The organism is Altericroceibacterium endophyticum, assembly GCF_009827595.1.
GTDB classification, from domain to species: domain Bacteria; phylum Pseudomonadota; class Alphaproteobacteria; order Sphingomonadales; family Sphingomonadaceae; genus Altericroceibacterium; species Altericroceibacterium endophyticum.
The window spans coordinates 457,094-481,394 of record NZ_WTYT01000002.1 but is presented as its reverse complement, the minus strand read 5'-3'; the positions used below and the strand labels follow the sequence as shown (position 1 = coordinate 481,394).

Annotated in this window: 26 protein-coding genes; 20 read left to right on the top strand and 6 right to left on the bottom strand. The window is 61.7% G+C overall.

All coding sequences use genetic code 11. The features are described 5' to 3' along the window. Nucleotides 1-183: 183 nt before the first annotated feature. From GRI91_RS06240 to GRI91_RS06225, 4 genes are all read left to right on the top strand, one after another. Entirely contained in the window at nucleotides 184-4,578 is a 4,395-nt protein-coding gene (locus tag GRI91_RS06240; RefSeq protein ID WP_202385480.1) for an NACHT domain-containing protein, read from the top strand. A 13-nt stretch (nucleotides 4,579-4,591) separates the two neighbouring features. Continuing rightward, a complete protein-coding gene (locus GRI91_RS06235) occupies nucleotides 4,592-5,593 on the top strand; it encodes a hypothetical protein (RefSeq protein WP_160735748.1) in 1,002 nt (333 codons plus the stop codon). 70 nt (nucleotides 5,594-5,663) lie between these two features. Then, on the top strand, nucleotides 5,664-5,942 hold the full coding sequence (locus GRI91_RS06230; protein WP_160735747.1) for a hypothetical protein: 279 nt from the start codon (nucleotides 5,664-5,666) through the stop codon (nucleotides 5,940-5,942). Between the two features lie 675 nt (nucleotides 5,943-6,617). Further along, nucleotides 6,618-6,944 (top strand): DUF736 domain-containing protein, encoded by a 327-nt coding sequence (locus GRI91_RS06225; RefSeq protein ID WP_160735746.1) that lies wholly within the window; start codon nucleotides 6,618-6,620, stop codon nucleotides 6,942-6,944. 63 nt (nucleotides 6,945-7,007) lie between these two features. Here GRI91_RS06225 and GRI91_RS06220 read toward each other — a convergent pair whose 3' ends face one another. Beyond that, entirely contained in the window at nucleotides 7,008-7,235 is a 228-nt protein-coding gene (locus GRI91_RS06220) for a helix-turn-helix domain-containing protein (protein WP_160735745.1), read from the bottom strand. A 254-nt stretch (nucleotides 7,236-7,489) separates the two neighbouring features. Here GRI91_RS06220 and GRI91_RS06215 point away from each other — a divergent pair, with 254 nt between their 5' ends. From GRI91_RS06215 to GRI91_RS06170, 11 genes are all read left to right on the top strand, one after another. Continuing rightward, nucleotides 7,490-7,762 carry a DNA -binding domain-containing protein gene (locus tag GRI91_RS06215; protein WP_160735744.1) on the top strand — a complete coding sequence of 91 codons (273 nt, stop codon included), beginning with the start codon at nucleotides 7,490-7,492 and terminating at the stop codon, nucleotides 7,760-7,762. Between the two features lie 79 nt (nucleotides 7,763-7,841). Further along, nucleotides 7,842-8,108, top strand: coding sequence for a transcriptional regulator domain-containing protein (locus tag GRI91_RS16030; protein ID WP_337190331.1), 267 nt, complete (start codon nucleotides 7,842-7,844; stop codon nucleotides 8,106-8,108). 13 nt (nucleotides 8,109-8,121) lie between these two features. Continuing rightward, nucleotides 8,122-8,670, top strand: a complete 549-nt coding sequence (locus GRI91_RS06210; protein ID WP_337190333.1) for a DUF2285 domain-containing protein — start codon at nucleotides 8,122-8,124, stop codon at nucleotides 8,668-8,670. Nucleotides 8,671-8,786: 116 nt separating this feature from the next. Next, a complete protein-coding gene (locus GRI91_RS06205) occupies nucleotides 8,787-9,050 on the top strand; it encodes a helix-turn-helix transcriptional regulator (protein WP_160735743.1) in 264 nt (87 codons plus the stop codon). Beyond that, complete coding sequence (locus tag GRI91_RS06200) at nucleotides 9,047-9,547, top strand: DUF2840 domain-containing protein (RefSeq protein WP_160735742.1); 501 nt, start codon at nucleotides 9,047-9,049, stop codon at nucleotides 9,545-9,547. The genes GRI91_RS06205 and GRI91_RS06200 overlap by 4 nt, the downstream gene beginning before the upstream one ends. Further along, nucleotides 9,544-10,101: a S26 family signal peptidase gene (locus tag GRI91_RS06195; RefSeq protein ID WP_160735741.1), complete on the top strand. Its 558-nt coding sequence runs from the start codon at nucleotides 9,544-9,546 to the stop codon at nucleotides 10,099-10,101. Before GRI91_RS06200 ends, GRI91_RS06195 begins: the two co-directional genes overlap by 4 nt. A gap of 36 nt (nucleotides 10,102-10,137) precedes the next feature. After that, nucleotides 10,138-10,473, top strand: a complete 336-nt coding sequence (locus GRI91_RS06190; RefSeq protein WP_160735740.1) for a DUF736 domain-containing protein — start codon at nucleotides 10,138-10,140, stop codon at nucleotides 10,471-10,473. Between the two features lie 4 nt (nucleotides 10,474-10,477). Continuing rightward, nucleotides 10,478-11,233, top strand: a complete 756-nt coding sequence (locus tag GRI91_RS06185) for a lytic transglycosylase domain-containing protein (RefSeq protein ID WP_160735739.1) — start codon at nucleotides 10,478-10,480, stop codon at nucleotides 11,231-11,233. 238 nt (nucleotides 11,234-11,471) lie between these two features. Continuing rightward, on the top strand, nucleotides 11,472-13,229 hold the full coding sequence (locus tag GRI91_RS06180) for a relaxase/mobilization nuclease domain-containing protein (protein WP_160735738.1): 1,758 nt from the start codon (nucleotides 11,472-11,474) through the stop codon (nucleotides 13,227-13,229). A 19-nt stretch (nucleotides 13,230-13,248) separates the two neighbouring features. Further along, nucleotides 13,249-15,225 (top strand): conjugal transfer protein TraG, encoded by a 1,977-nt coding sequence (locus GRI91_RS06175; protein WP_160735737.1) that lies wholly within the window; start codon nucleotides 13,249-13,251, stop codon nucleotides 15,223-15,225. A gap of 9 nt (nucleotides 15,226-15,234) precedes the next feature. Continuing rightward, entirely contained in the window at nucleotides 15,235-15,684 is a 450-nt protein-coding gene (locus GRI91_RS06170; RefSeq protein WP_160735736.1) for a ribbon-helix-helix domain-containing protein, read from the top strand. Nucleotides 15,685-15,901: 217 nt separating this feature from the next. Here GRI91_RS06170 and GRI91_RS06165 read toward each other — a convergent pair whose 3' ends face one another. Genes GRI91_RS06165 through GRI91_RS06145 form a run of 5 tightly spaced genes read right to left on the bottom strand, consistent with a single transcriptional unit; the run spans nucleotide 15,902 to nucleotide 19,930 of the window. Beyond that, complete coding sequence (locus GRI91_RS06165; RefSeq protein ID WP_202385478.1) at nucleotides 15,902-16,849, bottom strand: copper resistance protein B; 948 nt, start codon at nucleotides 16,847-16,849, stop codon at nucleotides 15,902-15,904. Beyond that, a complete protein-coding gene (locus tag GRI91_RS06160; protein WP_160735735.1) occupies nucleotides 16,849-18,609 on the bottom strand; it encodes a copper resistance system multicopper oxidase in 1,761 nt (586 codons plus the stop codon). Before GRI91_RS06160 ends, GRI91_RS06165 begins: the two co-directional genes overlap by 1 nt. A 32-nt stretch (nucleotides 18,610-18,641) precedes the next feature. Further along, nucleotides 18,642-19,202: a sigma-70 family RNA polymerase sigma factor gene (locus GRI91_RS06155; RefSeq protein ID WP_160735734.1), complete on the bottom strand. Its 561-nt coding sequence runs from the start codon at nucleotides 19,200-19,202 to the stop codon at nucleotides 18,642-18,644. A gap of 6 nt (nucleotides 19,203-19,208) precedes the next feature. Further along, complete coding sequence (locus tag GRI91_RS06150) at nucleotides 19,209-19,649, bottom strand: Spy/CpxP family protein refolding chaperone (protein ID WP_119593153.1); 441 nt, start codon at nucleotides 19,647-19,649, stop codon at nucleotides 19,209-19,211. Next, entirely contained in the window at nucleotides 19,646-19,930 is a 285-nt protein-coding gene (locus tag GRI91_RS06145) for a hypothetical protein (RefSeq protein ID WP_237437689.1), read from the bottom strand. The genes GRI91_RS06150 and GRI91_RS06145 overlap by 4 nt, the downstream gene beginning before the upstream one ends. A gap of 125 nt (nucleotides 19,931-20,055) precedes the next feature. Between GRI91_RS06145 and GRI91_RS06140 the strand changes: the two genes are divergently transcribed. The 5 genes from GRI91_RS06140 (at nucleotide 20,056) to GRI91_RS06125 (ending at nucleotide 24,299) form a co-directional block, all read left to right on the top strand. Beyond that, nucleotides 20,056-20,766 carry a DUF2231 domain-containing protein gene (locus GRI91_RS06140; protein WP_160735733.1) on the top strand — a complete coding sequence of 237 codons (711 nt, stop codon included), beginning with the start codon at nucleotides 20,056-20,058 and terminating at the stop codon, nucleotides 20,764-20,766. 21 nt (nucleotides 20,767-20,787) lie between these two features. Next, nucleotides 20,788-21,252, top strand: a complete 465-nt coding sequence (locus GRI91_RS06135) for a DUF411 domain-containing protein (RefSeq protein ID WP_237437688.1) — start codon at nucleotides 20,788-20,790, stop codon at nucleotides 21,250-21,252. An 18-nt stretch (nucleotides 21,253-21,270) separates the two neighbouring features. Continuing rightward, nucleotides 21,271-21,687: a hypothetical protein gene (locus GRI91_RS15865; protein ID WP_202385477.1), complete on the top strand. Its 417-nt coding sequence runs from the start codon at nucleotides 21,271-21,273 to the stop codon at nucleotides 21,685-21,687. 90 nt (nucleotides 21,688-21,777) lie between these two features. Then, nucleotides 21,778-22,050 (top strand): DUF5676 family membrane protein, encoded by a 273-nt coding sequence (locus GRI91_RS06130; protein WP_160735732.1) that lies wholly within the window; start codon nucleotides 21,778-21,780, stop codon nucleotides 22,048-22,050. 29 nt (nucleotides 22,051-22,079) lie between these two features. Then, nucleotides 22,080-24,299 carry a copper-transporting P-type ATPase gene (locus GRI91_RS06125; RefSeq protein WP_160735731.1) on the top strand — a complete coding sequence of 740 codons (2,220 nt, stop codon included), beginning with the start codon at nucleotides 22,080-22,082 and terminating at the stop codon, nucleotides 24,297-24,299. Nucleotides 24,300-24,301 lie beyond the last annotated feature (2 nt).

Here is a 24,301-nt window from a genome sequence, read left to right as displayed (position 1 = left end):
CCTCCGAAACTGGGCCGTTTGCTGTCAGTCAGCTCCCGGCGAAAAATCGTAAAGAGCGGACATTCGACCGCCGTCACCGAAAATATCAGTCAGACGTCGCCTGCAAACCTACTTTAGGTCCATTCAGGTATAGCCTGAATCCTGTGTTGGCATTATGTTCTATCTGAGCAAGAGAAGAACTCTATGGCAACAGAATCCGAGACCAACGACATCGAGCGCAGCTTTCAGGACATTCCTGACGATAAGATCACTGAGGCCGAGCAAACTGCCTTCCTCTTGGATTTGGGCTGGCACAAGGGCTCGAATTGGGCTGACCTGTTAAAATCCAAACGTATCCTAATCATTTCCGAAGCAGGCGCGGGCAAAACCTATGAATGCCGAACGCAGCAGCAGGTGCTTTGGGCTGCCGGTGAACCTGCTTTTTATGTTGAGCTGGCAGACCTTGCGCGCAACAACCTGCGCGAACTCCTCTCGCACGATGAAGAAATCCGCTTCGTTGCTTGGCATGCGTCCCAATCGGATGTCGCGACGTTCTTTCTCGATTCCATCGACGAGCTGAAGCTTAGCCTCGGCTCATTCGAGCAGGCATTGAAGCGGTTGGCCAAGGCGGTTGCCGGGCAGCTCGGCCGGGTCCGCGTGATTATCACATCCCGCCCCATTCCCGTCGATGAGCAAATCTTCCGTCAGATTTTGCCGGTGCCGGATGAACCGGACGAAGCCGCGACCAGCGAGGAGTTCGCGAATAGCGCCATGGCGCGCCGAGCGCAGAAATCTTCCGAGGAACAGATTGCGCGAGATTGGCGCAACGTTGCCCTGCTGCCTCTCTCGACTGCTCAGATCAAGCAAATGGCGATCAAGGAAGGCGTGGAAGATCCCGATGCGTTGCTCACCGACATCCGGCAGCGCAACGCCGAGGAGTTTGTTCGCCGCCCACAGGACCTGATCGAACTATGCGCCGATTGGCGAGAGCATCGCCGCATTCGCTCGCATCGCGATCAGGTGGCGAGCAACATCGCCGTGAAGTTGAAACCGCGCCAAGATGGCAGAGAAAAGGCTGCTTTGTCTGCCGACAAGGCATTGGAAGGAGCACGACGTCTTGCTCTAGCGGCTAGCTTGAGCCGCAAGCTTACCTTGCGCCATAGCGCTGAGGCCGACCGCGAAGGAGATCCGGCCGACGCGCCGCTCGATCCTTCATCCATCCTGCATGACTGGACGCAGGACGAACGCACGACGTTGCTGGAGCGCTCACTTTTCGGCTTTGCTTCTTACGGTCGGGTGCGTTTCCATCACCGCTCGGTGATCGAATATCTGGCCGCCGAGCATCTTCTTGCCTTGCGAGAACAGGGTGTGCCCGTCCGGTCGATCAAGCGCATTCTGTTTACGACGACGACACAAGGCGACGAGGTGGTAAAGCCATCGCTACGTCCGGTTGCTGCGTGGATGGCTTTCCGCGACGATGCCATTTTTGAAGAAGTGCTGCGACGCGAGCCGGACGTTCTCCTGAATTTCGGTGACCCTGAATCGCTCTCGCCTGCGCAACGGCAGCGAGCACTACGTGCCTATGTTGAACGCCATAGCGCTGGCGGCTGGCGGGGATTGCGTGTGCCCAGCGTCCAGCTTCATCGCTTTGCGGCCGCCGACCTAGGACCGGAGGTCCAGCACCTTTGGGAAGGTGGCATCGAGAACCACGAAATCCGCGAAATTCTACTGAACCTGATCGGCCTCGGAAAGATGGCCGATTGCGCGGATATTGTTTACGGTATCGCGGTCGATGCCACCGCGCCCGAGGGCGAGCGGATTGATGCACTCGACGCGCTCATCCATTTGAACGATGCCCGCCTTGCTACAATCAGCAACAGCTTGGCCCAAAATGGGCCGATTTGGCCAAACCGTCTCTCACGCGCTGCGCTGCTGCGGCTATTCCCGGCTCATCTCTCCGTAAAACTCCTCTGCAAGGTGCTCACCCGGATCACGGAGAAGAAGCGCTCCGTTGGCGACATTTCATGGAATCTCCCGCGTCTGATCGAGCATGTCGATCTATCGCCGGATGCGCTGGATGCTTTGCGTCATGGGCTTACGGAACTGGCGGTGGAAGGCATTGCCTGGAATGAGAAGCAATGGCCCCGTCTCGCCAGCAAACGTCAGTTCCTATTGCCAGCGTTGGCTACCACCTGCCTTCGCCAGATTCAAAACGGCACCACCACCCCGGAAGTGATGCGCTCCACCGCGATTGCGTTACGACTGGCAGAACGCGAATATGATCACACCGAGCCCGCGAAGCAGTTAGAGGCAGCCCTTCCTAGCTTGCCGCCTGATGCCCGGCGCCTCATGTTCGAGGCCGAAGACACGTTCCTACAAGCGTATCAGCCACAAACGGACCCCTTCAAACGCTATGCCCGTTTGGCGTTTCATAGGGCAGCGTTACATCTAGGTGCCGTCGATGCTGGTTGGGTTCTCGCGTCGCTCGCCGATCGCGGCCGCTCCGCCGACGATCGCGCGATGATGCTCGAAGCAGCCATCCGCATCCGCGAAGACAATGTTGAATGGACCGACCACCTAGCATCGTTGAAACCACGTGTTGATGATCTACCCGACCTGGTTGAACGCCTCGATCAGCTTGCGCAGCCGCGAAAGCCCGATCCCGAAGAGCTGCGCTGGCAACGAGAAGATGCGAAACGGCAGAAACAGGAGGAACGCCGCGACGCGAAAGCCCATGCCAGTTGGGTGATGTTCTGGTGCGAAATCGTCAATGACCCTGAGGCGGTGTTTGCCGCCGACCGTTCCCAGAACACCGCTTGGAATCTCTGGCGCGCGATGGAGCGCAACGGCGAGGAAAGCCGGGCCTCCGGCTGGAACCGGCGCTTCATCGAGCGGCATTTTGGCAAGGAGGTTGCTGACCGATTGCGCCTCGCGGTCATGGCATTCTGGCGCAAAGACCGTCCGACCCTGCGAAGCGAACGCCCTGAGGAAGAAAAAGGCACATACCTGACCCGGTGGCAGCTTGGCCTCGCAGGGATCTACGCCGAGGCCGAAGATCCTCAGTGGGCGGAAAAGCTCAGTCAAGACGAGGCCGAATTGGCCCTGCGCTACGTGTCCATCGAGCTGAACGGTTTTCCCGCCTGGCTTGAAGGATTTGCCACCGTGCATCCCGCCGCGGTCGACACCGTGCTGGGAGCGGAACTGACGGCGGAACTTGACGAGCAAGCGGTGGGCCATTCCGGCATGCTGCAAGACATTCAATACGGTGCCCCCACCGTCGCACGCCTTTTCGTGCCACGCCTTCGTACATGGCTAGATGCGGGCAAATGGCGGCTTGAGCACAACGAGGATGAAACGGCCCGCGCGAACCGGCTTCGCCAAGTGGTTCAAATCCTCGTGCAGCATGGCGACTCCGACATCACGGCGCACATCCATACGCTCGCGAAGACTGAACTGGCGGAGGGCGCAAAAGATGCGGTGAACAGCATTTGGTTGCCGGTTCTGATGCGGCTCGACGCGGCAGATGGCATCGATGCGCTTGAGAAAACCGTAAAGCCACATGCACCAGCAAAATTGGGTCCGGCAACGGATTGGTTTAGTTCGCTTTTTGGCGACCGACATGGTGATGGGGAAACTTATCTTTCGGCGTCCGGCTTCACCCCGGATTTGCTGCTTCGGCTCGCACGCCTTGCCTACCAGTATATCCGCCCCTCCGACGATATTGTGCGGGAGGAGGGCAGCTTTTCGCCCAACGCCCGCGATCACGCCGAACGTGGGCGTAGCAATATCGTCAATGCGCTTTTGTCGACCACCGGGGCTGAAGGTTGGGCAATCAAACTCAGATTGGCCGACGATCCGCTCTTTGCCGACTTCAAAGACCGGGCGTTGGCCATGGCTCGCGAACGGGCAGCCGAGGAGGCGGACGCAGCCGCCTTCACCGAGTCCGACATCGTAGCGCTCGATCGTTATGGCGAACTGCCACCGCTGACGCGTGATGAGTTGTTCGCCCTTCTGACCGATCGCTTGGACGACATGGACGATGCGTTGCTGCGTGATGATTCGCCCCGTGCAGCTTGGGCGCTCATCAATGACGAGAAAATCATGCGCCAGCAGATCGCCCGCGAACTGCGCACCAATGCCAACGGTGCTTATACGGTCGATCAGGAGGCGGTGACGGCAGATGAGAAAGAAACCGACATCCGCCTGCGCTCTACCGGCTCGATACATGAGGCGATCATCGAGTTGAAGATTGGCGAGAAGGACCGCTCCGCCGCCGACCTGAAAGCCACGATCAAAGACCAGCTCGTGGTCAAATACATGGCAGCGGAAAACAGCCGCGCAGGCTGTTTGCTCATCACCGTTAATTCTGCCCGCACGTGGCTGCACCCCGAGACTGGCGCGGCATTAGACTTAGCCGGGCTCATCGCCATGTTGAATGAAGAAGCCGCTCGGATCGAGCAGGAAATGGGCGGCAGCTTGCAGTTGATTGTGCGCGGCCTCGACCTCCAGCCGCGCTTGCCGACCGAGCGCGCAAAATTACGCGGCCGTCAGCGGAAAGCCTCTTCCGAGCGGGAGCCGGAAGAAATGCCTGCCGGATGAGCGGGATTCGCGCATGACGATCTTTGCGCGACGGCGCTTGCAATCAATGCTGGACCAGCTTGCTCCCGTATTGGTGGAGGGCAAAGGTAAGGACATTCTTGGCCGTTTGAACCATCCAAAAAATGTCGAGCAAGCGCTTCCAGCCGAGATGGAGCTTGCACTCCTATGGGCCATTCATTCGCTTGGTGATTTGGAAGTCGAGCCGGAATGGTGGGGGGATTCCAAGCGTCCCGATGCCATTACCGACACCTTGGTGCCCGGCCGCACCGTTGCCATCGAAATCGCGGCCACCAACGACAATGCCATTTCCGGCGAAGAAGCAATGGATGCCATCGCTTTGCAAGTTAGTGCGGCGGCTGACCGTGCTGAAAAGGGTGTTGGCAATTTCCTCTATTTCACCTTTCGCGAGGAAAGCGGCTATCTGGCGGGGCAATATATCCGCCGACGCCTTGCACCCAAGGACTTCGTGCTCCCCGAGGCGTTGAGCAAGACGGTCCAGGATTGGGTGTCGTCGGGCCGCTCTGAACGTGAACGGCTTCGTCTTCAGAGTACAGGTCTTGATGTCGAGATTGAGCGCAAAGCGTATCGGCAAACACGCTACCACAACATCCATTCGAGCATGCCGCCCGAAACCCATTCGGTGGACGATAATCCGCTCTACGATTTGTTGCGCCGAAAGAAGCGTCAATTGAAGGCGGCAGCGCCCGGTACATTGCGAATGATCTTCGTCGCAGACGTAGGATCGACGCTGCTGCGGCGTATCGGCCAGTTCGGCGAACATGACTGGACCAATCGCCGCGTGTCCGGCTCGCAGATCATCGCGCATTTCATGACCACCTACGGCAAGGACGTGGACGCGGTGGTGGCGTTCTCACCTTACAAGGAATCGTCGAGTTGCGGCTTCAATGGCCTTTCTGACCGTAAACCCCGACGCTGGACCGTGACGTATTGCGGCTCTTCGGCGCTTCCTGAAGCTCCACAGACGCTTCAACGGGCTGCCGGACCCGCACTATGAAGGCTATCAGGCCCGGTCATTGTTCAGGCAAGGCGCGTTTTCACCTAAAGGGCGAGGGCAATATCTCGGCATGACCATCAAAAGCACCAAGGGTCTCGACGACCTTCGTGTCGAGTTCCCCGCGCGTATGCTGCTCGATCTTCTCGCAGGCAGGATAACGGAGGAGCTGTTCAGGCGGCAACTCGACAGGTCGGGATCGAAGAATATATTTGAGCACTGGCTGAGCAGGGGGCTGACCATCAGTCGTGCCGAAATGGCCCCGCGCGACATAGACGAAGACGACGACCATATCGTCCTCTATTTCTCGGATGATCCAGCCGCGCGTGCGTTCAAGCTACCTGAAAAATGAAAGAGCCAGGATCGATTGGACCTCTCGGTCGATCCGCGCGCTCCTGCGCAGCCAATAGTGTCTCGTTAATTTCGGGGCCGTGAGCCCAGGCGAACCGCTTCTATCAGGTGGAAGCACCAATCGCCGAAATGGCTCAGATTGGGGCGTGTAGCTGCCATCGGACAAACCACAACGAAGGGCAGCTATCCGCAAGCAGCGGCCTAAAGTCTGCCGTTCCGGATCGTCCAACTTTGCAGCCAAACCACGATGAAGGTGCCGATGCTCGGTTTGGGCTTCCACGATAGCGCCCAGAACGCAAAAACGCCGTACGCTGACCGATTTTACTCGCATGTTTTCTCGGCCCGACGCCTGTTATCTGGTCGCCATTTCCCACGTCCGTCAGCACGCCACTGACTGCGATCTCTTCACGGGTCTGATCTGCCCGGGACGGCTGCGCCTCGGTCGTCTAACCGCAACGGCGGATCGGCAACTTTCTTCCCCTGACCTTCGGTCATTCCTCGCGATTCAAGAAAGCCGCTTTCCGCCATCCTCCGCTGCGCTTCGGCCCTACGCCCACCCCAGAAAGTAGTACTTTCTGGGGACCCCGACCTGGGTGCGGCGACGCCCATCCCGGCCTTTCGATCACCCGTTGAGACCGCAAGTCCGCGGCTCGCAAAGACGGAAAAGGAATTGAACATGGCTACCATCGGAACCTTCAAGAAGGCGGGCGAAGAATTCTCCGGCGAGATCGTCACCCTCTCAGTCCAGGCGAAGAACGTCCGGATCGTTCCCGAAGAAACGCGCGCCAGCGAGAACGCCCCTTCACACCGGGTGTTCGCCGGCAAGGCGGAGATCGGCGCTGCCTGGGAGAAGCGCTCGAACGAAGGCCGCGACTATCTCGGTCTCAAACTCGACGATCCGAGCTTCACCGCTCCTATCTACGCCAACCTCTTCGACGACGAAGGCAGTGAGAGCTACTCGCTCATCTGGTCCCGCCCGAACGGTCGCCGCAACGGTGACTGAGCCGAACCGACACCCCGCCCGGGTACGCCCGGGCGGGGCTGTTCGTCGTCTTTCTATTGCGCCCTACGCACCTTCATCGCGTTTTGGGCGCTTCAATAGATCGGCGGCCTCCACCCCCAATTCGCGCGCCAAGCGATCGACCACATCGATCCCGGCCGCATAGATGCAGCGTTCGAGCGAGCTGATATAGGTCCGGTCGATGTCGGCCCGATGCGCAAGTTCCTCCTGCGACAGACCCGCCGCCTTGCGATAACGCTTCAGATTGCCAGCCAAGACCTCGCGGATATCCATGCAGCCGAAAGGCCATGCTTGTGGAGTATTCCGCCACGGAGTATTCTCTACAACGACTCGTTAGGATCGGCGGTTGGCTTTATGAATAACCGCATCAACAGATCGCTATTTATCGCATAGTGCCATGCGATTGCCCAAAAAATGGGCCGCGCTTTACTGCATGCCTTGCATGCAGCGATGCAGCAGTTGCGCATAGTCCAGCACGGCATTTGCTCTATTATGGTTACCACATTTTTTTGCGACCGGCGGGCTCCATGACCAAATGCAGATTTGACGATCAGGCGCCCGATGCACCGGTTCTGACACCTTATGACAACGACCACCTTACCGACTATCTCCGTCTGCTCGATGCCGAGGATGAAGGGGCCGACTGGCGCGAAACTGTCGTAGTTCTCTTCGAGATCGACCCGACTGCCGAACCAGCACGGGCTGAACAAATGCATGCCAGCCATCTCGCCCGTGCGCGGTGGATGACCGAGGTCGGATATGCGCATCTTCTGGGCCGCCAGGACGCACTAAAGCGTTAACTCTTCGTCCGAATTTGGGCAAATCATCGGTCCGTCCGCGCATCGCTTGGTGCGGACTCGGCGCTGTCCGCTCACATCTATGAAGGCCACGCTGCGGTTCCAAGACCGAATCAAAGGCGGTCAGGAGGATGCCATGTCGAGATCATCGCAGCGACGCGAGGCAAGCAAGTCCCCGGCGCGGGGTCGCGCAGAACTTGCCGCCGAGTTTCTGAAACGCAATCGACAATACCGATCCGAGCACGCGCGGATGCGACAACGTATCGCGCGCGGCGCCGTCGCCGAGGAAGCCGCCGAGGCGGCCTTCGCCCGGCGATGGGGGTTGTCCTTTCGCCTATGCGCCGGATGACCTCGACAGGACGATTGTCTGGCGCCCGGAGCTGACCGCCGTCACCGTCATCCTGGAGACAGCGCCGGAAGGCTTCGACAGCGCCAAAAGGATCGATCCGCATGCGCTTGGAGCACTGCTTGTCGACGACGCCGGCGTAGACGGCCGCCATGTCATCGTTGCCGACGACGCCGGTGATCACTGGCTGTGGCTGCGCGATCCGACGCCGGGCAAACCTCTCGCTGCGATCGTTCCGCTCGACAAGGATTTCGTCACAAGGATGACGAGCCTGTTGCGCTTCCATCGCCGCCTCTTCGACAAGGAACCGGGACCGCCGCCGCGCGGATGGCCGCTCAGCGCCTACCGGCTGGCGCGGCTCGATCTGATGCTGCGGGCGCTCGATTTGCGCGAGGCGGGCGCGACCTATCGCGAGATCGCGGTCGCGCTGGGGCGTGAGAACGATGCGAAACTGCCTGCCACAGAATGGAAAGTCTCAGCGGGGCGATCCTTTGTCATCCGGCTCGTGCGCGATGCCACCGTTATGATGAACGGCGATTATCGCAAGCTGCTGCAAATTCGCTGAACGCATCGTCCCTATGGGTGGTCACATCGGTGCCATCGCAGATATTCATACTCCATCGCGCCGCTCGCGATCCGCCACAAACGTCCCCTGCCGCCCATGACCGCAGGAGCACGACCTTGGCCGATACGACGAACCTTCCGCCCCGCTATCTGAGAACGCCTGAAGCCGCACGCTTCCTCGGCCTATCCGGTCGCACGCTCGAAAAGCACCGCTATTTCGGAACCGGTCCCGCATATCGCCGGATCGGCGGGCGGGTGATCTATTCGGTCGACGATCTCCAAGCCTGGGCTGATCTCGGCATCAAGCATTCGACCAGCGATCCCGGACAGGACGATCTCCTGCCACGCGAAGGCTCGGCATTCGCCCGGAGCCGCAAATGACCCGCGCGCCAGTGAGCCTTCAAAAGCTCAATCCCGACGGTCTGACGCATGTCGAACTGACCTGGATCGAGAAGCGGATCGAGCACTGGATCCGCTTCGGCCGCGTGGCAAATGACCGGATCATCGATCGCCGTCGGCGTATCGTCAGCTTCCGTGCGCACGCGATCTTCGCGTTCGTCCGCTGGGCGGCCAACGATTACGGAACGATCATGTCGCGCATTGATGTGGTGCGGGCGGTCGCCGCGAACGAGCCGTTCACGACGCTGCCGTTCGTCCGTCCCGGCGGCGAGATTCTGCTCTCCGTCCAAGGCTGGCCGAAGGTTTCAAAGGTGCTTGCCGCCATTGATACAACCGATGCGGCGGGCGTCGATCCGTGCGACGCCGCGCCCGACCATTGGCGTCATGTCCACAACCGGATCACCGCCGGACAGGAGCCGCGAGCCTATACGCTGGAACGCCACTACGCCTGGCTCAAGCGGCGGAAGGCCGAGGGATGACCCGCCGGTTCTACATATTTGCGACGGCGATCGCCGCATCGCTGTTCGCTGCCGGCTATACCGCCATTGCGATCACCGATCCACTGCCGCGCGTCATCTGGAACGCCAGCGCCAGCGTTCCGATCGGGTTCTATCGCGTCACGCCGGATAGCGATCCGCCAGTTGGTTCGCTGGTCGCGGTCGCGCCGCCCGAGCAGCTCGCGCGCTGGATGACTGAACACGGCTATCTCGGCGAGCATGTACCGCTGCTGAAGCACGTCGTCGCCAAGTCCGGCGCCCGTATCTGCCGTATCGGCAACATCGTCAGTATCGATGCACGCCCAGTCGCAACCGCACTTTCCAGTGACCGGCTCGGGCGTCCGCTGCCGGTCTGGCAGGGCTGCCGCACGCTACGCGATGTCGAAATTTTTCTCCTCAATCCTGCCCATCCGGACAGTTTCGACGGTCGCTATTTCGGCCCGTTGGATGCGTCCACCGTACTCGGTCGTGCGCGTCCGATCCTCACCCGCGATGCTCTTGGCGCTCCGTTCGAATGGCGCTCGGGCAACCCCTGATCCGGCAACCGATCCACCCAACGAAAGGACATTCCCATGCAGATCGGCAACTTCATCCGCACCGACAATGGCTATGAAGGTATAATCGAGACGGCAACGCTCGACCTTCGTATCTCGCTCATTGCGGCCGAACGCAACGATGCCGAGAAAGCGCCCGACTGGCGCGTCCATCGCGGTTCCGATGCCGAAGGGCCGGAGATCGGGGCGGGCTGGAACGAGACCGGCGAGCGTGCCGGCGACTATGTCTCGCTGCGCATCGACGATCCCGCCTTTGCGCAGCCCTTGCGCGCGGCGCTGTTCCGGAACGAGGGCGACGAAAGCTCATGGGTGCTGCGCTGGAACCGGCCGCAGCCGCGCCGCGAACAGGACTGAGACCGTGCTGTCGCGCCATCTATTCCCTGCCATCCTTCTGCTCGCTGGCTTCGCTTCGCCCGGCACCGTCCTGGCGCAGGACGTGCCTGCGAACAGCGTTGCCGCGAGCCGCCCCTATGCGGGCCAGGTCGCAGAAGCTGCGGATCGCTTCGGCATCCCGGAAGCGTGGATATGGGCGGTGATGCGCGTCGAGTCCGCTGGTAGGCGCACCGCCATATCGCATGCCGGGGCTATGGGTCTGATGCAGATTATGCCCAGCACCTGGGCACAGCTGCGCGCGCGCCATCGTCTCGGGTCCGATCCGTTCGACCCGCGTGATAACATCATGGCGGGCGCAGCCTATTTGCGCGCGATGTACGACCGCTATGGCAATGTGACCGCGATGCTGGCGGCCTATAACGCGGGGCCGGGTCGCTACGATCAGTTCCTATCGCGCGGCCGCCCGCTGCCCGCGGAGACGCATGCATATCTTACAAGGCTAACGTCGATATCGGACTATTCGAGCGCCGTTCGGGTAGTCGCTGCGACGCCTGCCGATCCGCATGCCTGGCGCCGCGCCGGGCTATTCGTTCGGACTGCGAGCACCGCCGGACTGTCTCCCACGCCGCCGCCGACCGGCATGGTCGCTGCATCTGACGGTGCTCGCGATATGCAGTCTGAGCGTGCGCAAACCGTCCACGATGACGCGTCGGCGCTGCAATCACCCGCGCCGACGGACACGCTCTTCGTCCCGCACGCTGGCACGGGCCGACCGCAATGATCCCGGCTGTCTGCGTCATCATATCTCCACCTGTGCAGAAGGGAGGAGGAGCTGGAAAACGGGGTGGGAGACGATTGCAAGATACAAGGCGCGCCCCGTTTCGCTGCCAAACCATTGCTTTTGCTTGGCTTCATGCGGGTGCGTCGGTCGGCGAGCGTGTCGCTCGGAAGGGAAAAGGCAAAGATTTCAACGGTTCGAATGGCACCATCGGGCGTTTTTGGCGGAAAGCGCCTCGGTCATGAGCGAGGACAGCGAGTTTCGCGTCCGGCCAGGCAAGGCAAAGCGCGGCAAGGCGCAAGGCCGCAATTCGCGGGGGCTGGTCGCCGAGGTTCTGCGCGTCGCCGCGCTGCATGGCGGGACGAAGCGCAAAGGCTGGGGCGGATCGCCTCGGCGTGGACAGTCGAGCTTTGGCAAGGGCCGAACTTCTTTCGCGCGCGGCCGTCTGTTCGCTTCGGGCCGGCGTGTGCTGGTGAAGGCGCTGCCGGTGCGCCATCGGATCGGCGGGCGGCGCATGGCCCCGCTTACCGCGCACATCGCCTATTTGAAGCGCGAGGGCGTCACGCGCGATGGCTCATCCGCGGGCTTGTTTGATGCCGACGGCGACAACGCTAACGATCGCGGTTTCGCCAAGCGGTGCCAAGATGACCGGCATCATTTCCGCATCATCGTCTCGCCCGAAGACGCGGCCGAGCTGACAGACCTTCGTGAGTATACCCGCGACCTCGCGCGCCAGATGGAAGCTGATCTCGGCACACCGCTCGATTGGGTCGCGGTCGATCACTGGAATACCGATAATCCGCACGTCCATTTGCTGGTGCGCGGCGTCAACGAGCGCGGCGAGGATCTCGTCATCGCGCGCGACTATATCGGACATGGCCTGCGCTCGCGCGCCGAGGAACTTGCGCTCGCCGAGCTCGGGCCAAAGCGTGAGCACGAAGTGCAGCGCGCCCTCGACCGCGAAGTCTCCGCCGAGCGTTGGACACGCCTCGATACCGAGATCGCGCGCGCAGCGGACGAGCTTGGCGTGATTGACCTGCGCCCGGAGCGGGCAGGCCCGGACGACCCGCGACTACGCCGATTGATGATCGGTCGCCTGCAGCATCTGGAGACGATGGGGCTCGCAGCCGAGGGCGAGCCCGGCCAATGGGCGGTGGCGGAGGGCGCGCAAGCCAAGCTGCGAGAATTGGGCACGCGCGGCGATATTATCCGCACCGTCGGCAAGGCGCTCAAGGAACATGGTCAAGAACGGTCGCTCGAGAGCTATGCGGTCCTGAGCGGCGCTCCCGAAAAGCCGATCGCCGGTCGATTGATCGACAAGGGGCTGCACGACGAACTGACCGGCAGCGCCTATGCCGTGATCGACGGCACGGACGGGCGCACGCATCATGTCCGACTGCCCGGCATCGAGGCGCTGGAGCACAGCCCGAACTCAGGCGGCATCGTCGAATTGCGCGCGGTCGCAACGCGGGATGGCAATAAGTCCATAGCTTTCCTCGCCACGCGCTCCGATCTCGATCTTGCGGCACAGGTCAAGGCGCCCGGCGCGACTTGGCTCGATCACCGGCTGATCGAGCGCGGCGCCGACATTGCCGATGCCGGGTTCGGCGCAGAAGTGCGCCGGGCAATGGACGCGCGCACCGATCATCTCGTGAGCGAGGGGCTGGCGCGGCGCTTCGGCGAGCGGACCGTCTTCGAGCGCGGTTTGCTCGACAGGCTGCGCAAGCGCGAGTTGGACAGCGTCGGCGGGAAGATCGCGGGCGAGACCGGGCTCGCCTACCGCCCAACGCAAGCTGGCGCAAAGGTCACCGGTGTGGTGCGCCGGCGGCTCGCGCTCGCCTCGGGCCGTTTCGCGATGATCGACGACGGTCTCGGCTTCCAACTGGTCCCCTGGTCGAGCGGTATCGAGCGTCAGCTTGGCCGCGAGATATCGGGCGTGGTGCGCAGCAGCGGCAGCCTCGATCTCATGCTGGGCCGCAAGCGCGGCCTAAGTCGGTAACCGGGAAAAGGAGGCGTCCATGTCCGCCACGAAAATTCTCTGGGGTCAGGTGATCATCGTCTTCCTGATCGTGCTCGCTGGAGTCTGGGGCGCGACCCAATGGACCGCTGCGGCGCTCGCCTATCAACCCGAGCTTGGATCGCCGTGGTTCGTGGCGTTCGGGAGGCCAATCTATCCGCCGCCCGCCTTTTTCTGGTGGTGGTTTTCGTTCGATGCCTATGCGCCCAAGATATTCCTCACTGGCGCCTACATCGCCGCTTCAGGCGGGTTTGCATCGATCGCCGTTGCCATCGCCATGTCGGTCTGGCGCGCCCGGGAGATGAAGAACGCCGAAACCTACGGCTCGGCGCGCTGGGCCAGCGAGCGCGAAGTGCGTGACGCAGGCCTTCTTGGCGGCGACGGCGTGGTGCTGGGCCAGCTCGGCCGCGACTATCTGCGCCATGACGGTCCCGAACATGTGCTGTGCTTCGCGCCGACGCGTTCGGGCAAGGGCGTAGGACTGGTAATTCCCTCGCTACTGACTTGGCCCGGCTCGGCGATCGTCCACGACATCAAGGGTGAGAACTGGCAACTCACCGCCGGTTTCAGGTCGCGCCACGGGCGGGTGCTGCTGTTCGATCCGACCAACGCGGCCTCCGCCGCCTACAATCCGCTGCTCGAAGTGCGGCGCGGTCAGTGGGAGGTGCGCGACGTGCAGAATGTCGCCGACGTGCTGGTCGATCCCGAGGGCAGTCTCGAGCGCCGGAACCATTGGGAGAAGACATCGCACTCGTTGCTGGTCGGTGCGATCCTGCATGTCCTTTATGCGGAACCGGACAAGACGCTCGCCGGCGTGGCGTCGTTCCTCTCCGATCCGACGCGCACGATCGAGCAAACGCTGGCGGCTATGTTGGCGACGCCGCATCTGGGCGAGGTCGGTGTCCATCCCGTCGTCGCCAGCGCTGCGCGCGAATTGCTGAACAAGTCCGATAATGAGCGATCGGGCGTGCTCAGCACCGCCATGTCGTTCCTGGGGCTTTACCGCGATCCAGTCGTGGCGCGGGTTACGCGCGCGTGCGAATGGCGCATATCGGATCTGGTCGAGGGAGAACATCCGGCGACGCTCTATCTCGTTGTGCCGCCCAGCGACATCTCGCGCACCAAGCCGCTCATCCGCCTCATCCTCAACCAGATCGGTCGCCGACTGACCGAGGAATTGATCCCGAAAGCGAACCGCCATCGCGTACTGCTGATGCTGGATGAATTTCCCGCGCTCGGCCGGCTCGACTTCTTCGAGTCCGCGCTGGCGTTCATGGCGGGCTACGGATTGAAGGCCTTCCTGATCGCGCAGTCGCTTAATCAGATCGAGAAGGCCTACGGGCCGAACAACGCGATCCTCGACAACTGCCATGTCCGGGTGAGCTTTGCGACGAACGACGAGCGTACCGCCAAGCGCGTGTCCGACGCGCTCGGCACGGCGACCGAGATGCGGGCGATGAAGAACTATGCCGGTCATCGGCTGTCGCCCTGGCTCGGGCACTTGATGGTTTCCCGGCAGGAGACCGGGCGCCAGTTGCTGACGCCCGGCGAGGTGATGCAATTACCGCCCGACGACGAGATCGTGATGGTCGCGGGCGTGCCGCCGATCCGGGCGAAGAAGGCGCGCTACTTCAGGGATCGGCGCTTAGCAGAGAGGATCATGGACGCACCGGCACTGTCGAGAGCGTCGGTCCGATCCGACGACTGGACCGGGCGACAGGTTATGGCCGATCCAGAGCAATTCGCCCGCATTGTCCGCCCTGCCGAAGATGCCGCCAATGGCGGGCTACGCCGCGAACCGGAACTGCCCGAGCATGTCGATATCGCGAGCAAGCAAGAGGAAGCCTCGCCAACCGATGAGTTCGTGATCGTCAACGACGATCCTGATGAGGTAGTGCGCGCATCGGCCCAGCGGCGACGGATGCAAGGGCTGGCGCGGCAGGCCTCGCTCAATCCCGACGACGGCATTGATCTGTAGGAGATTGTGATGCGAACCCGGCTCAACGTCTATTTTCCGCCCGCACTTGCGAAACAGGTCAGCGAACTGGCGATCCGCAAGCGCATCTCTCGCTCGGCAATAATCGAGGCGGCAGTAACTTCCTATATGTCGCCTGACGGGTCAGATCGGCTGGAAGCAGCGTTCGCCCGCCGGCTCGATCGGCTCTCGCGGCAGATACAGAGGTTAGAGCGCAACACAGGGCTTACGATCGAAACGCTGGCGCTGTTTGTCCGGTTCTGGCTCGCGGTAACGCCGCCGTTGCCTGAAGAAGATCAGGCAGCGGCGCAGATCAAGGGGCGCAAGCGCTACGACGGGTTTATCGAGACGCTCGGGCGGCGGTATGCCTCTGGCAAAACCGTGTTCGAGGAAATTCCTGAAGATGTGTGGCCGCAAACTTCTGGCGGCTATTCGCATACTGATGAGGAGCAGGGGCAATAACGGTTTCGACCCCAATCACGGTCATTGCGCCGGTCCCAAATCCGGACCTTTAAGCGCCACGGGTCTGGTCGGCTTCGCGCCCCAATAGTGGTCATCAAAGCATCATTGCAGGTTAGCTGAAAGCGGACATCACAGCAGAGGCTTTTAAGGGCTGAAATGGAGGAGAAACCAGAATGGCGTGCCGATGCAGGTGATTTGCGTCGGATTTCAGCTGATTTCAAAACCAGAAGCGAACACCGAATACAAAGTTGGTCACGCTCGGATCTTCACCAGCTGCTCGCGCATAGTCTGCACTGCCGCCAACCTTCCATTCCTGCTCGATCCCGACGTAGGGCGCAAACTGCCGCGTAAATTCGTAACGCAAGCGCAAGCCGAGTTCGGCGCTGTCGAGCCCGGCACCGACACCCAGTTCGGGTATGTCTTGCGCGGCCAGGTTCAACTCGGCGCGAGGTTGCAGGATCAGGCGCTGGGTAATGCGCTGGTCAAGTTCGGCTTCGATACGTGCCGTGATGTCGCCCTCAGTCGAGAGGAAAGCGGCAGCATCGACCTCGAAAAGGTAGGGTGCCAGTCCCTGGATGCCGACCACTGCATGGGTGCGCTCCGGTCCGGTGAGGTCCTGACGAACGCCTGCCTGTAGATCCCACCAAGGACCGATCGCATGGCTCCACAGCCCTTGCACCTCGGCGCTTTCAAGTTCACCGCCGAAGTTGCCCTCACCTTCGCTCTTGAACCAGAACTTGTCGAGGTCACCGCCGTAATAGCCTTGCACATCCCACAGGTAGGCATCCTGACCGCCCCGCGCCCGATACTCGGCGCGATCGGCCTGGAACCAGAAGACTGGCAGGCCACTGATCTCACGAGCGACCGCCGCGCGCGACGCGGCCATTTCTTCTTCGCCGACAAAGGCATCCGCAGCAAAGAGCGGCCCTGAGAAGGCTTCGGGAGGCGGTGGACCTCGCGGTATCTCTGCACTGTCCCGCGCTGCACCGTGATCCATTGCGGAGTGATCCATCGCCTGATGCCCGGCGTGCGGATCGTCGGCACTCTCCTCTTCAACCGGAGCGGTGACCTCGGCGGAATTGGGGCTGGAATGGTCGTGGTCCTGCGCCACAGCCACCTGCGACAGGGCAACAAGGGGCAGGCACAACAGCGTGGTCTTGCGCATCAGCCTTCTCCTCCTTGCAGAGGTCGAACGGTGACCACCTGGAACATGCCGTTGTGCATGTGGTAAATCAGGTGACAGTGGAACGCCCAGTCGCCCGGCTCGTTCGCCGTCAGGTCGAACTGGGCGCTGCCCCCCGGCTGGACGACCAGGGTATGCTTCAGCGGCTGGTAACCGTGCGGGGCATCGTTCACCAATTCGAAGAAGTGACCGTGCAGATGGATCGGGTGCGCCATCATTGTGTCGTTCACGAGCTTCACGCGCACCCGCTCGTTGAAGGCGAAACGGATCGGATCATCGGCCACGGCAGAGAATTTCTGACCGTCGAACGACCACATGTAACGCTCCATGTTGCCGGTGAGGTGAATCTCCTTGAGCCGGGTCGGCTGCCGCATGTCGCGGTTCATGTTGGCTGCTATCAGCTGACGATAATTGAGAACCCGGTGGCCGACATTGTCGAGCCCGATGCCGGGGTCACCCATGCGATCTACCGGGTTCATGGAAACCATGTCCACACCTGGCCCCACCGCAACGCTGGGTGGTAGCAGCGAGGTATCGCGCATGTTCATGGCACCCATCGCCTCGCCCCCGGACGAAGCGCCATGATCCATCGCGCCGTGATCCATGGCTGCGCCGGAAGATCCATGGCTCATGCCCATGTCGGCCATGGTCAGCAGTGGCGGGTCGCGCAGCGGCGGCACCTCCGCCTGCGCGCCGGGCTGGCTCGCCAACATAGCGATTCCCATGCCGGACCGATCCATTGCCTCGGCAACAATGGCGAAAGCGGCATCGCCGGCAGGCTCCACGATCACGTCGTAGGTTTCGGCGTTGCCGATCTGGAACTCATCCACTTCGACCGGCCGCACATCCTGCCCGTCGGCAGAGATCACCGTCATCGGCAGACCGGGGATGCGGACATTGAAGAAGGTCATGGCCGATCCGTTTATGAAGCGCAGACGAACCCGCTCGCCCGACCGGAAAGCGAACTCAAGCCCGTCTTCAGGGCCATGCCCGTTGATCAGGTAGCTGTAGAGCGGGGCAGAAACGTCGGAGATGTCCGTCGGCATCATCCGCATCCGCGCCCACATGCGACGATCCTCGCCTGACAGCGGGTAATCGTCGGTTGCTGTCGTTTTCTGGTAATTGAAGGGTGCTTCGCCGACCTTGAGCTTCCGCATGACTTCGTGCGGGTCCATCGGCGACCAGTCCGACAACATGACCACGTAATCACGGTCCACTTGGTGCGTATCGCCACCAGCCGGATCGATGATGATCGGGCCGTAATGCCCCATCGGTTCCTGCAAGGTATGGGCATGCCACCAGTAGGTGCCCGCCTGGCGGACGGGAAATTCATAGCGGAAGCTTTCGCCCGGTTCGACTGCCGCCATGGTCACACCCGGCACTCCATCCATCAGGAACGGGACGAGTAAGCCATGCCAATGAATAGATGTGCCCATCGAGCTTTCATTGAGAAGGTCGACGACGAGGTTCTGCCCCTCGCGCAGCCGCACCAGCGGACCTGGCACCGAGCCGTTGACGGTCACAGCAGGGCCGCGGCGATTGCCGGTGGCGAACCGGGCATCGGCAACGGTCATGGTCAGGTGTTCGCCGGACAGCACATCGCTGCCTTTGTGAGCCAGCGCCCCTGCGTGACTGCCGGTCGCCCAGGCCGGTATTGAATGGCCAAGGCCAATCAGGCTTGCTGCACCTGCACTGGCAGAGAGGAATTTGCGGCGATCGATGCTTATCGGGTTCGTGCTCATGCCAAGTGTTACGCAGCCTTTGCAAACACCCCTCAGAATCCGTCGAATTTCTCCCGCAAGCGCGCTCGCGCACGGTAGACACGGGTCTCGACCGCCTTTTCTGTAACCCCAAGCACCTCCGCCGCTTCGCGCTGGGACATGCCCTCCATGCTCACCAGCACCAGTGCTTCGCGCAACCTGACAGGGAGGCGTTCCATCGCCTGCTGGACCCTTTCCAAAGCCTGGCGATCTGCTGCGATAACTCCGGCATCGGGCTCATCGGCGGCAAGGTCGAGATCGAAATCGTTGCCGGCGAACCCAAAGAAGCGAGCTGCCTTGCGCCGCCGCAGGGCATCGCGACATTTGTTCAGGGTTACCGTGGTCAGGAAGGCTACCGGGGGACGTTCAGGATCGAGTTTCGCGCGTGCCACCCAGACAGATGCCAAAGCGGACTGCACGGCATCTTCGGCTTCGCTCGCCGAACCCAGCATGCGGCGCGCAAGCGTAAGCAATTGCGGGACGAGTGGCGTGACCAGCCGATCAAAGGCCGACCGGCTGCCAGTCTGGACCTGCTCTACCAGATCGTGTTCAGCGGGCTGCGTCTCTTTGACCACCGCCGTTCATTCGCCGGTTTCGCCGGTGAGGGATGCCGAGACCTGCCTGTCGAATTGAGCCCGCTGCTCTTCAGTCAGCAAGTCGCGCATGGCAAAGACATGGCGCACTGTCGCTTTCTGCAAGTCACCCATTGCGGCGTGGACGTTGTCGATCGCCACGGAGACTTGCGGTCCGTATTCGTGCTCCTCATCCATCGCGGCTGCGAGCTGCGCATTCTCCGCACGCAGGGAAAGCTCCAGCTGTCGGCGTTCGATGGCGAAGTCGGCTTCCAGCTGTTCAAGCGCCGCGGATTGCTCCGCATCGAGATCGAGCTTGTCGTGGACAAAGGCATGCAATCCCTGGCCTTGTTCGCCGTCACGCCACTCACCCGCTGCGAACGCGCCGATGCAACCGGCAGCTATCGCCAGCAGAACACCGGCCATGATCTGGAGAATGCCGAACTTCATGGTTCGACATGAAGAAGTGCAGACGGGGAGAGATCGGCCCCGTCAATCAATTGATAGCTGGCAGGCTCGGCCGAGGCAGGAGCCTGCACTATGCCTATTCCCGTTCCCAGCCCGATAAATGCCATGCCAGCCATCAGCGCCAGGCGGCGGCGCTGGCCCGCAGCCTGCTCCATCTGCCCGGCTCGCAGCCACACGCCATCCATGAAGTCGCCCGACAACGAGGGCGCTGCGACATTGCCGAGGGACTTGAGCGCCCTGTCCAGATGATCGTCATGGTGCATATGCAATTCTTTCCGTGTTTGCCCAGACATACGCATGCTCGCGCAGCGCCCCTCAATTTTTCTTGAGGGTTGGCGGCTCGTCATTCGTAGGACTGGTTATCTCGCCTGGCCAATGGATGGCAAACATGATCGCACGATTCCGACGACTGCTCCTGCCTGTAATGGCAATTGGCCTCTCGATTGCATTGGCAACTCCTGTCAGTGCCCACGAAGAACATCAGCAGGACATGACTGATGCCGAAATGGTGCAGATGGAGATGGGGCACGACGCTGATGCGGATCACCATGCCGGAGACGATCATCCCGATACCGACATGCTGGGCCAGCACGATGGCGAAGACGCTCCTGCAGTTGCGCCAGCCGAGGCGAGTCTGACGCCGGAGCAGGCGATGGAACTGGCAATTGCAGAAAACCGCGCCACGTCTGCGAGCGACGTGCTTGGGCGGCTCCACCCGGTCGCCGCGCATTTCCCGATCGCATTGTTGCTGGCCGCAGCAATCGCCGAACTCATGTTGCTGGCGCGCCCCTCCACTGGCCTGGAGGTGACCTCTCGCTTCCTCGTTGCCGGTGGCGCGGCCGGTGCCGTAGTCGCTGCGCTCTTGGGATGGACTGCGGGAGGCTGGCGGCTTTCCGACCGATCAGAGACACTTGGCCTACACCGCTGGAACGGGACCGCGATCGCCGCACTGGCGATACTAGCCACATGGCTCGCGTTCCGAAGCGAACGCAGAACCGCGCTCCGGGTGGTCCTGCTCGTTCTTGCGGTCGCTATCGTCGTCCAGGGTTACCTCGGCGGAGAAATGGTGTTCGGCCCCAACCACCTCGGCCTGCGCTGAATAGAACTGGAGATACTTCCCATGACACTTTCACCCATCATATCACTGCGTCGATCAATGGCCCCTGTCCTGCTGATGGCGCTCGCGGCCTGCTCCAATGCTGCCCAAGCGGCGAGCTACTCGATGTTCCGTGATCCGAATTGCGGGTGCTGCGAAGAGTGGGCCGATCATGTCCATGCGGGCATGCAGGCAGAGATCGCAGTGGAAGAGCGATCGGACATGGGCGCGATCAAGGACCGCGAAGGTGTGCCGGTCGATTTGCGGTCATGTCACACCATGATGGTCGATGGATATGTCATCGAAGGTCACGTCCCGGCGCCGGATATTGCCCGCCTCCTGCGCGAGCGACCGGAGGGCGTTGAAGGTCTCGCGGTTCCCGGAATGCCGATCGGCTCGCCTGGGATGGAGATGGGTGATCGCACGCAACCCTACCAGGTGATCGCTTTCGGCAGCGCCGGCCGCAGCGTGTTTGCCAGTTACGAATAGAACCGAAGGAGAATGACCATGAAGCGATTGATTGTGGCACTGGCTGCAACAAGCATGTTTGCTGGACCGCTTGCAGCGCAAGACCAAGATACACCTGCTGAAGCCGAACAGCCGCAGATGTGCGAAATGATGCACAACGGCGAGCGGATGCAGGGCATGATGATGCGCGGCGAAGACGGCACGATGACCTGCCAGATGATAGAACACGGCCACATGGACCATGCGAACATGGATCACAGCCAGATGCAGCATGGCGCAATGGACCACGGACAAATGGACCATGGCCACATGGGCCACGGCCAGGCCGCCCAACCCAGCGCGACCGAAGGTCAGACAGATGCTCCCCAGAGCGATCCCGCCTCGCAGGATCATTCGGCCCACGAAGGCCACACCCCAGCTAAGTCCTCAGGGGACGGACATGGGACGAGCGCCTGAAAATGAGATCACGGCGCTCGCTCTCTCCGCAGAGCGGTCGTTCAGGCAAGTCACTGACGCCGCCAAGGCAGATCGAGGAGGAGAAGAACAATGGCGAAATCCGCAATTGGCCAAAGCATCAGGACCTGGGGCTGGACGCTAAGCCCGTTCCTCCTGATCACCTACTTCGTCTGCATCGCCTTCGGCATGGTGGCGCCTGATCAGATGCACATGCACCGCGCTTGGGCACCACTCTTGCCGGGGTTCGAGTGGTTGACCCCTTCCGGCTTCATCGCCGGAGCCGTGGGAAGTGTCATCTATGGCTGGTTTGCTGCAATCCTGCTGGTGCCGTTGTTTTACCATTTCAGTCGCCGCGCCGGTTGAGACCGCGCGGAGTCGAGGAGCTCCCCGATATGGCCCACGATCACGAACACGCCGGGCATTGCAGTCATCAAGCTGACAAAGATGCTCCAAGCGACGGGCGTTATGACATCGTCCCCGAAGGATACGAAGGAACGGTATACACTTGCCCCATGCACCCTGAGGTCAGGCAGACGCAACAGGGTTCCTGCCCGATATGCGGCATGGGGCTGGAACTGGAATCGGCCACAATGGTCGAGGAAGGTCCCAATCCCGAACTCGTTGATTTCACGCACCGCTTCTGGGTTGGCGCGATTTTGACTGTCCCCTTGCTGGTCCTGACCATGGGGCCGCTGGTCGGACTCTCCAGCATTCGCGAGGTCTTTGGGGAACGCACCACCGTCTGGATCGAGCTGGTCCTCGGCACGCCTGTGGTGCTGTGGTGCGGATGGCCCTTCCTGGTCCGGGGCTGGAACTCGTTCAGCACGCGCAATCTCAACATGTTCTCGCTGATCGGCATGGGTGTGGTCTCAGCCTATGCGTTCAGCGTGGTCGCGGTGATCGCGCCCGATATTTTCCCTGATGGCTTCCGCGATGCGGAAGGCCATGTCGGGGTCTATTTTGAAGCAGCAGCGGTTATCGTGACGCTGGTCCTGTTGGGGCAGGTCATGGAACTGCGCGCCCGCGAGGGTACCGGCAAGGCGATCCGCGCGCTCCTCGACCTTGCGGCGAAGACCGCGCGGGTCATCCGCGCTGATGGCAGCGAGGAGGAGATCCCGCTCGAACACGTCCATGTGGGAGACCGCCTGCGCGTGCGACCGGGCGACAAGGTTCCGGTCGATGGCGAAGTCGTCGATGGGAGGTCGTCCGTCGATGAAAGCATGATCACGGGCGAACCTGTTCCGGTCGAGAAGGTCGCCGGCGATTCCGTTACCGGGGCCACGATCAATGGCACTGGCAGCCTTGTGATCGAAGCCAAGCGGGTTGGATCGGACACCATGCTCTCGCAGATCGTCGAGATGGTTGCAGCCGCGCAGCGTTCGCGCGCACCGATCCAGAAATATGCGGACAAGGTCGCCGGCTGGTTCGTCCCGGCGGTGATCGGTATCGCCGTTCTTGCATTCATTGCATGGGCCATCTGGGGACCAGAACCCACCTTGGCCTATGCCCTGGTCGCCGCGGTCGCCGTGCTGATCATAGCCTGTCCCTGTGCCCTTGGCCTGGCCACTCCCATGTCGATCATGACCGCCACTGGCCGGGGCGCGCAGGCAGGCGTGCTGATCAAGAGCGCCGAAGCGCTGGAACGGTTCGAGAAGATCGACACTCTGATCGTGGACAAGACCGGAACGCTGACCGAGGGCAAGCCGAAGCTTGTGGCCGTCCTGCCCCAGCCGGGAAAGGATGAAGAGGAAGTATTGCGAGTGGCCGCATCGCTTGAACGCGGCTCCGAACATCCCCTGGCAGAAGCCATCGTGAATGGTGCCGAGGAGCGAGGCATCTCCCTGGTCGAGGCGAGGGAGTTCGAGGCGGTCACCGGGAAGGGTGTGAAGGGCGAGGTCGATGGGCACGCGGTAGCGCTCGGAAACAAGGCGATGATCGAAGACCTTGGCCTGGCCGCCGGTGATCTGGTCGAAAAGGCCAACCAGCGCCGTGACGAAGGCGAAACTGTGATGTTCGTAGCGATCGATGGGGCGATTGCCGGACTCGTGAGCGTGGCTGACCCGGTTAAGGAAACCACCCCTGACGCGCTCAAGGCACTGCACGCGCTTGGCCTGCGCATCATCATGGCGACGGGCGACAACGAACGCACCGCCAGGGCGGTTGCCGCACGGCTCGGCATCGACGAAATCCGCGCCGACGTCCTGCCCGAAGACAAGGCTCGCATTATTCGCGAATTGCAGGATGGCGGGGCCAGGGTGGCCATGGCAGGCGACGGGGTGAACGATGCCCCGGCACTGGCACAAGCCGATGTCGGCATCGCCATGGGCACCGGCGCGGATGTTGCGATCGAAAGCGCGGGCATCACTCTGGTGAAGGGCAATCTCGACGGGATTGTTCGCGCCCGCCGACTTGCCCAGGCGACCATGGGCAACATCCGGCAAAACCTGTTCTTTGCTCTGATCTACAATGCTGCCGGCGTGCCCGTTGCCGCGGGGGTGCTTTATCCGGTCATGGGCATGCTCATCAGTCCGATGTTTGCTGCCTTTGCGATGAGTGCGTCTTCGATCTCTGTGGTCCTCAACTCCCTGCGGTTGCGGACAACAAACCTGTGACG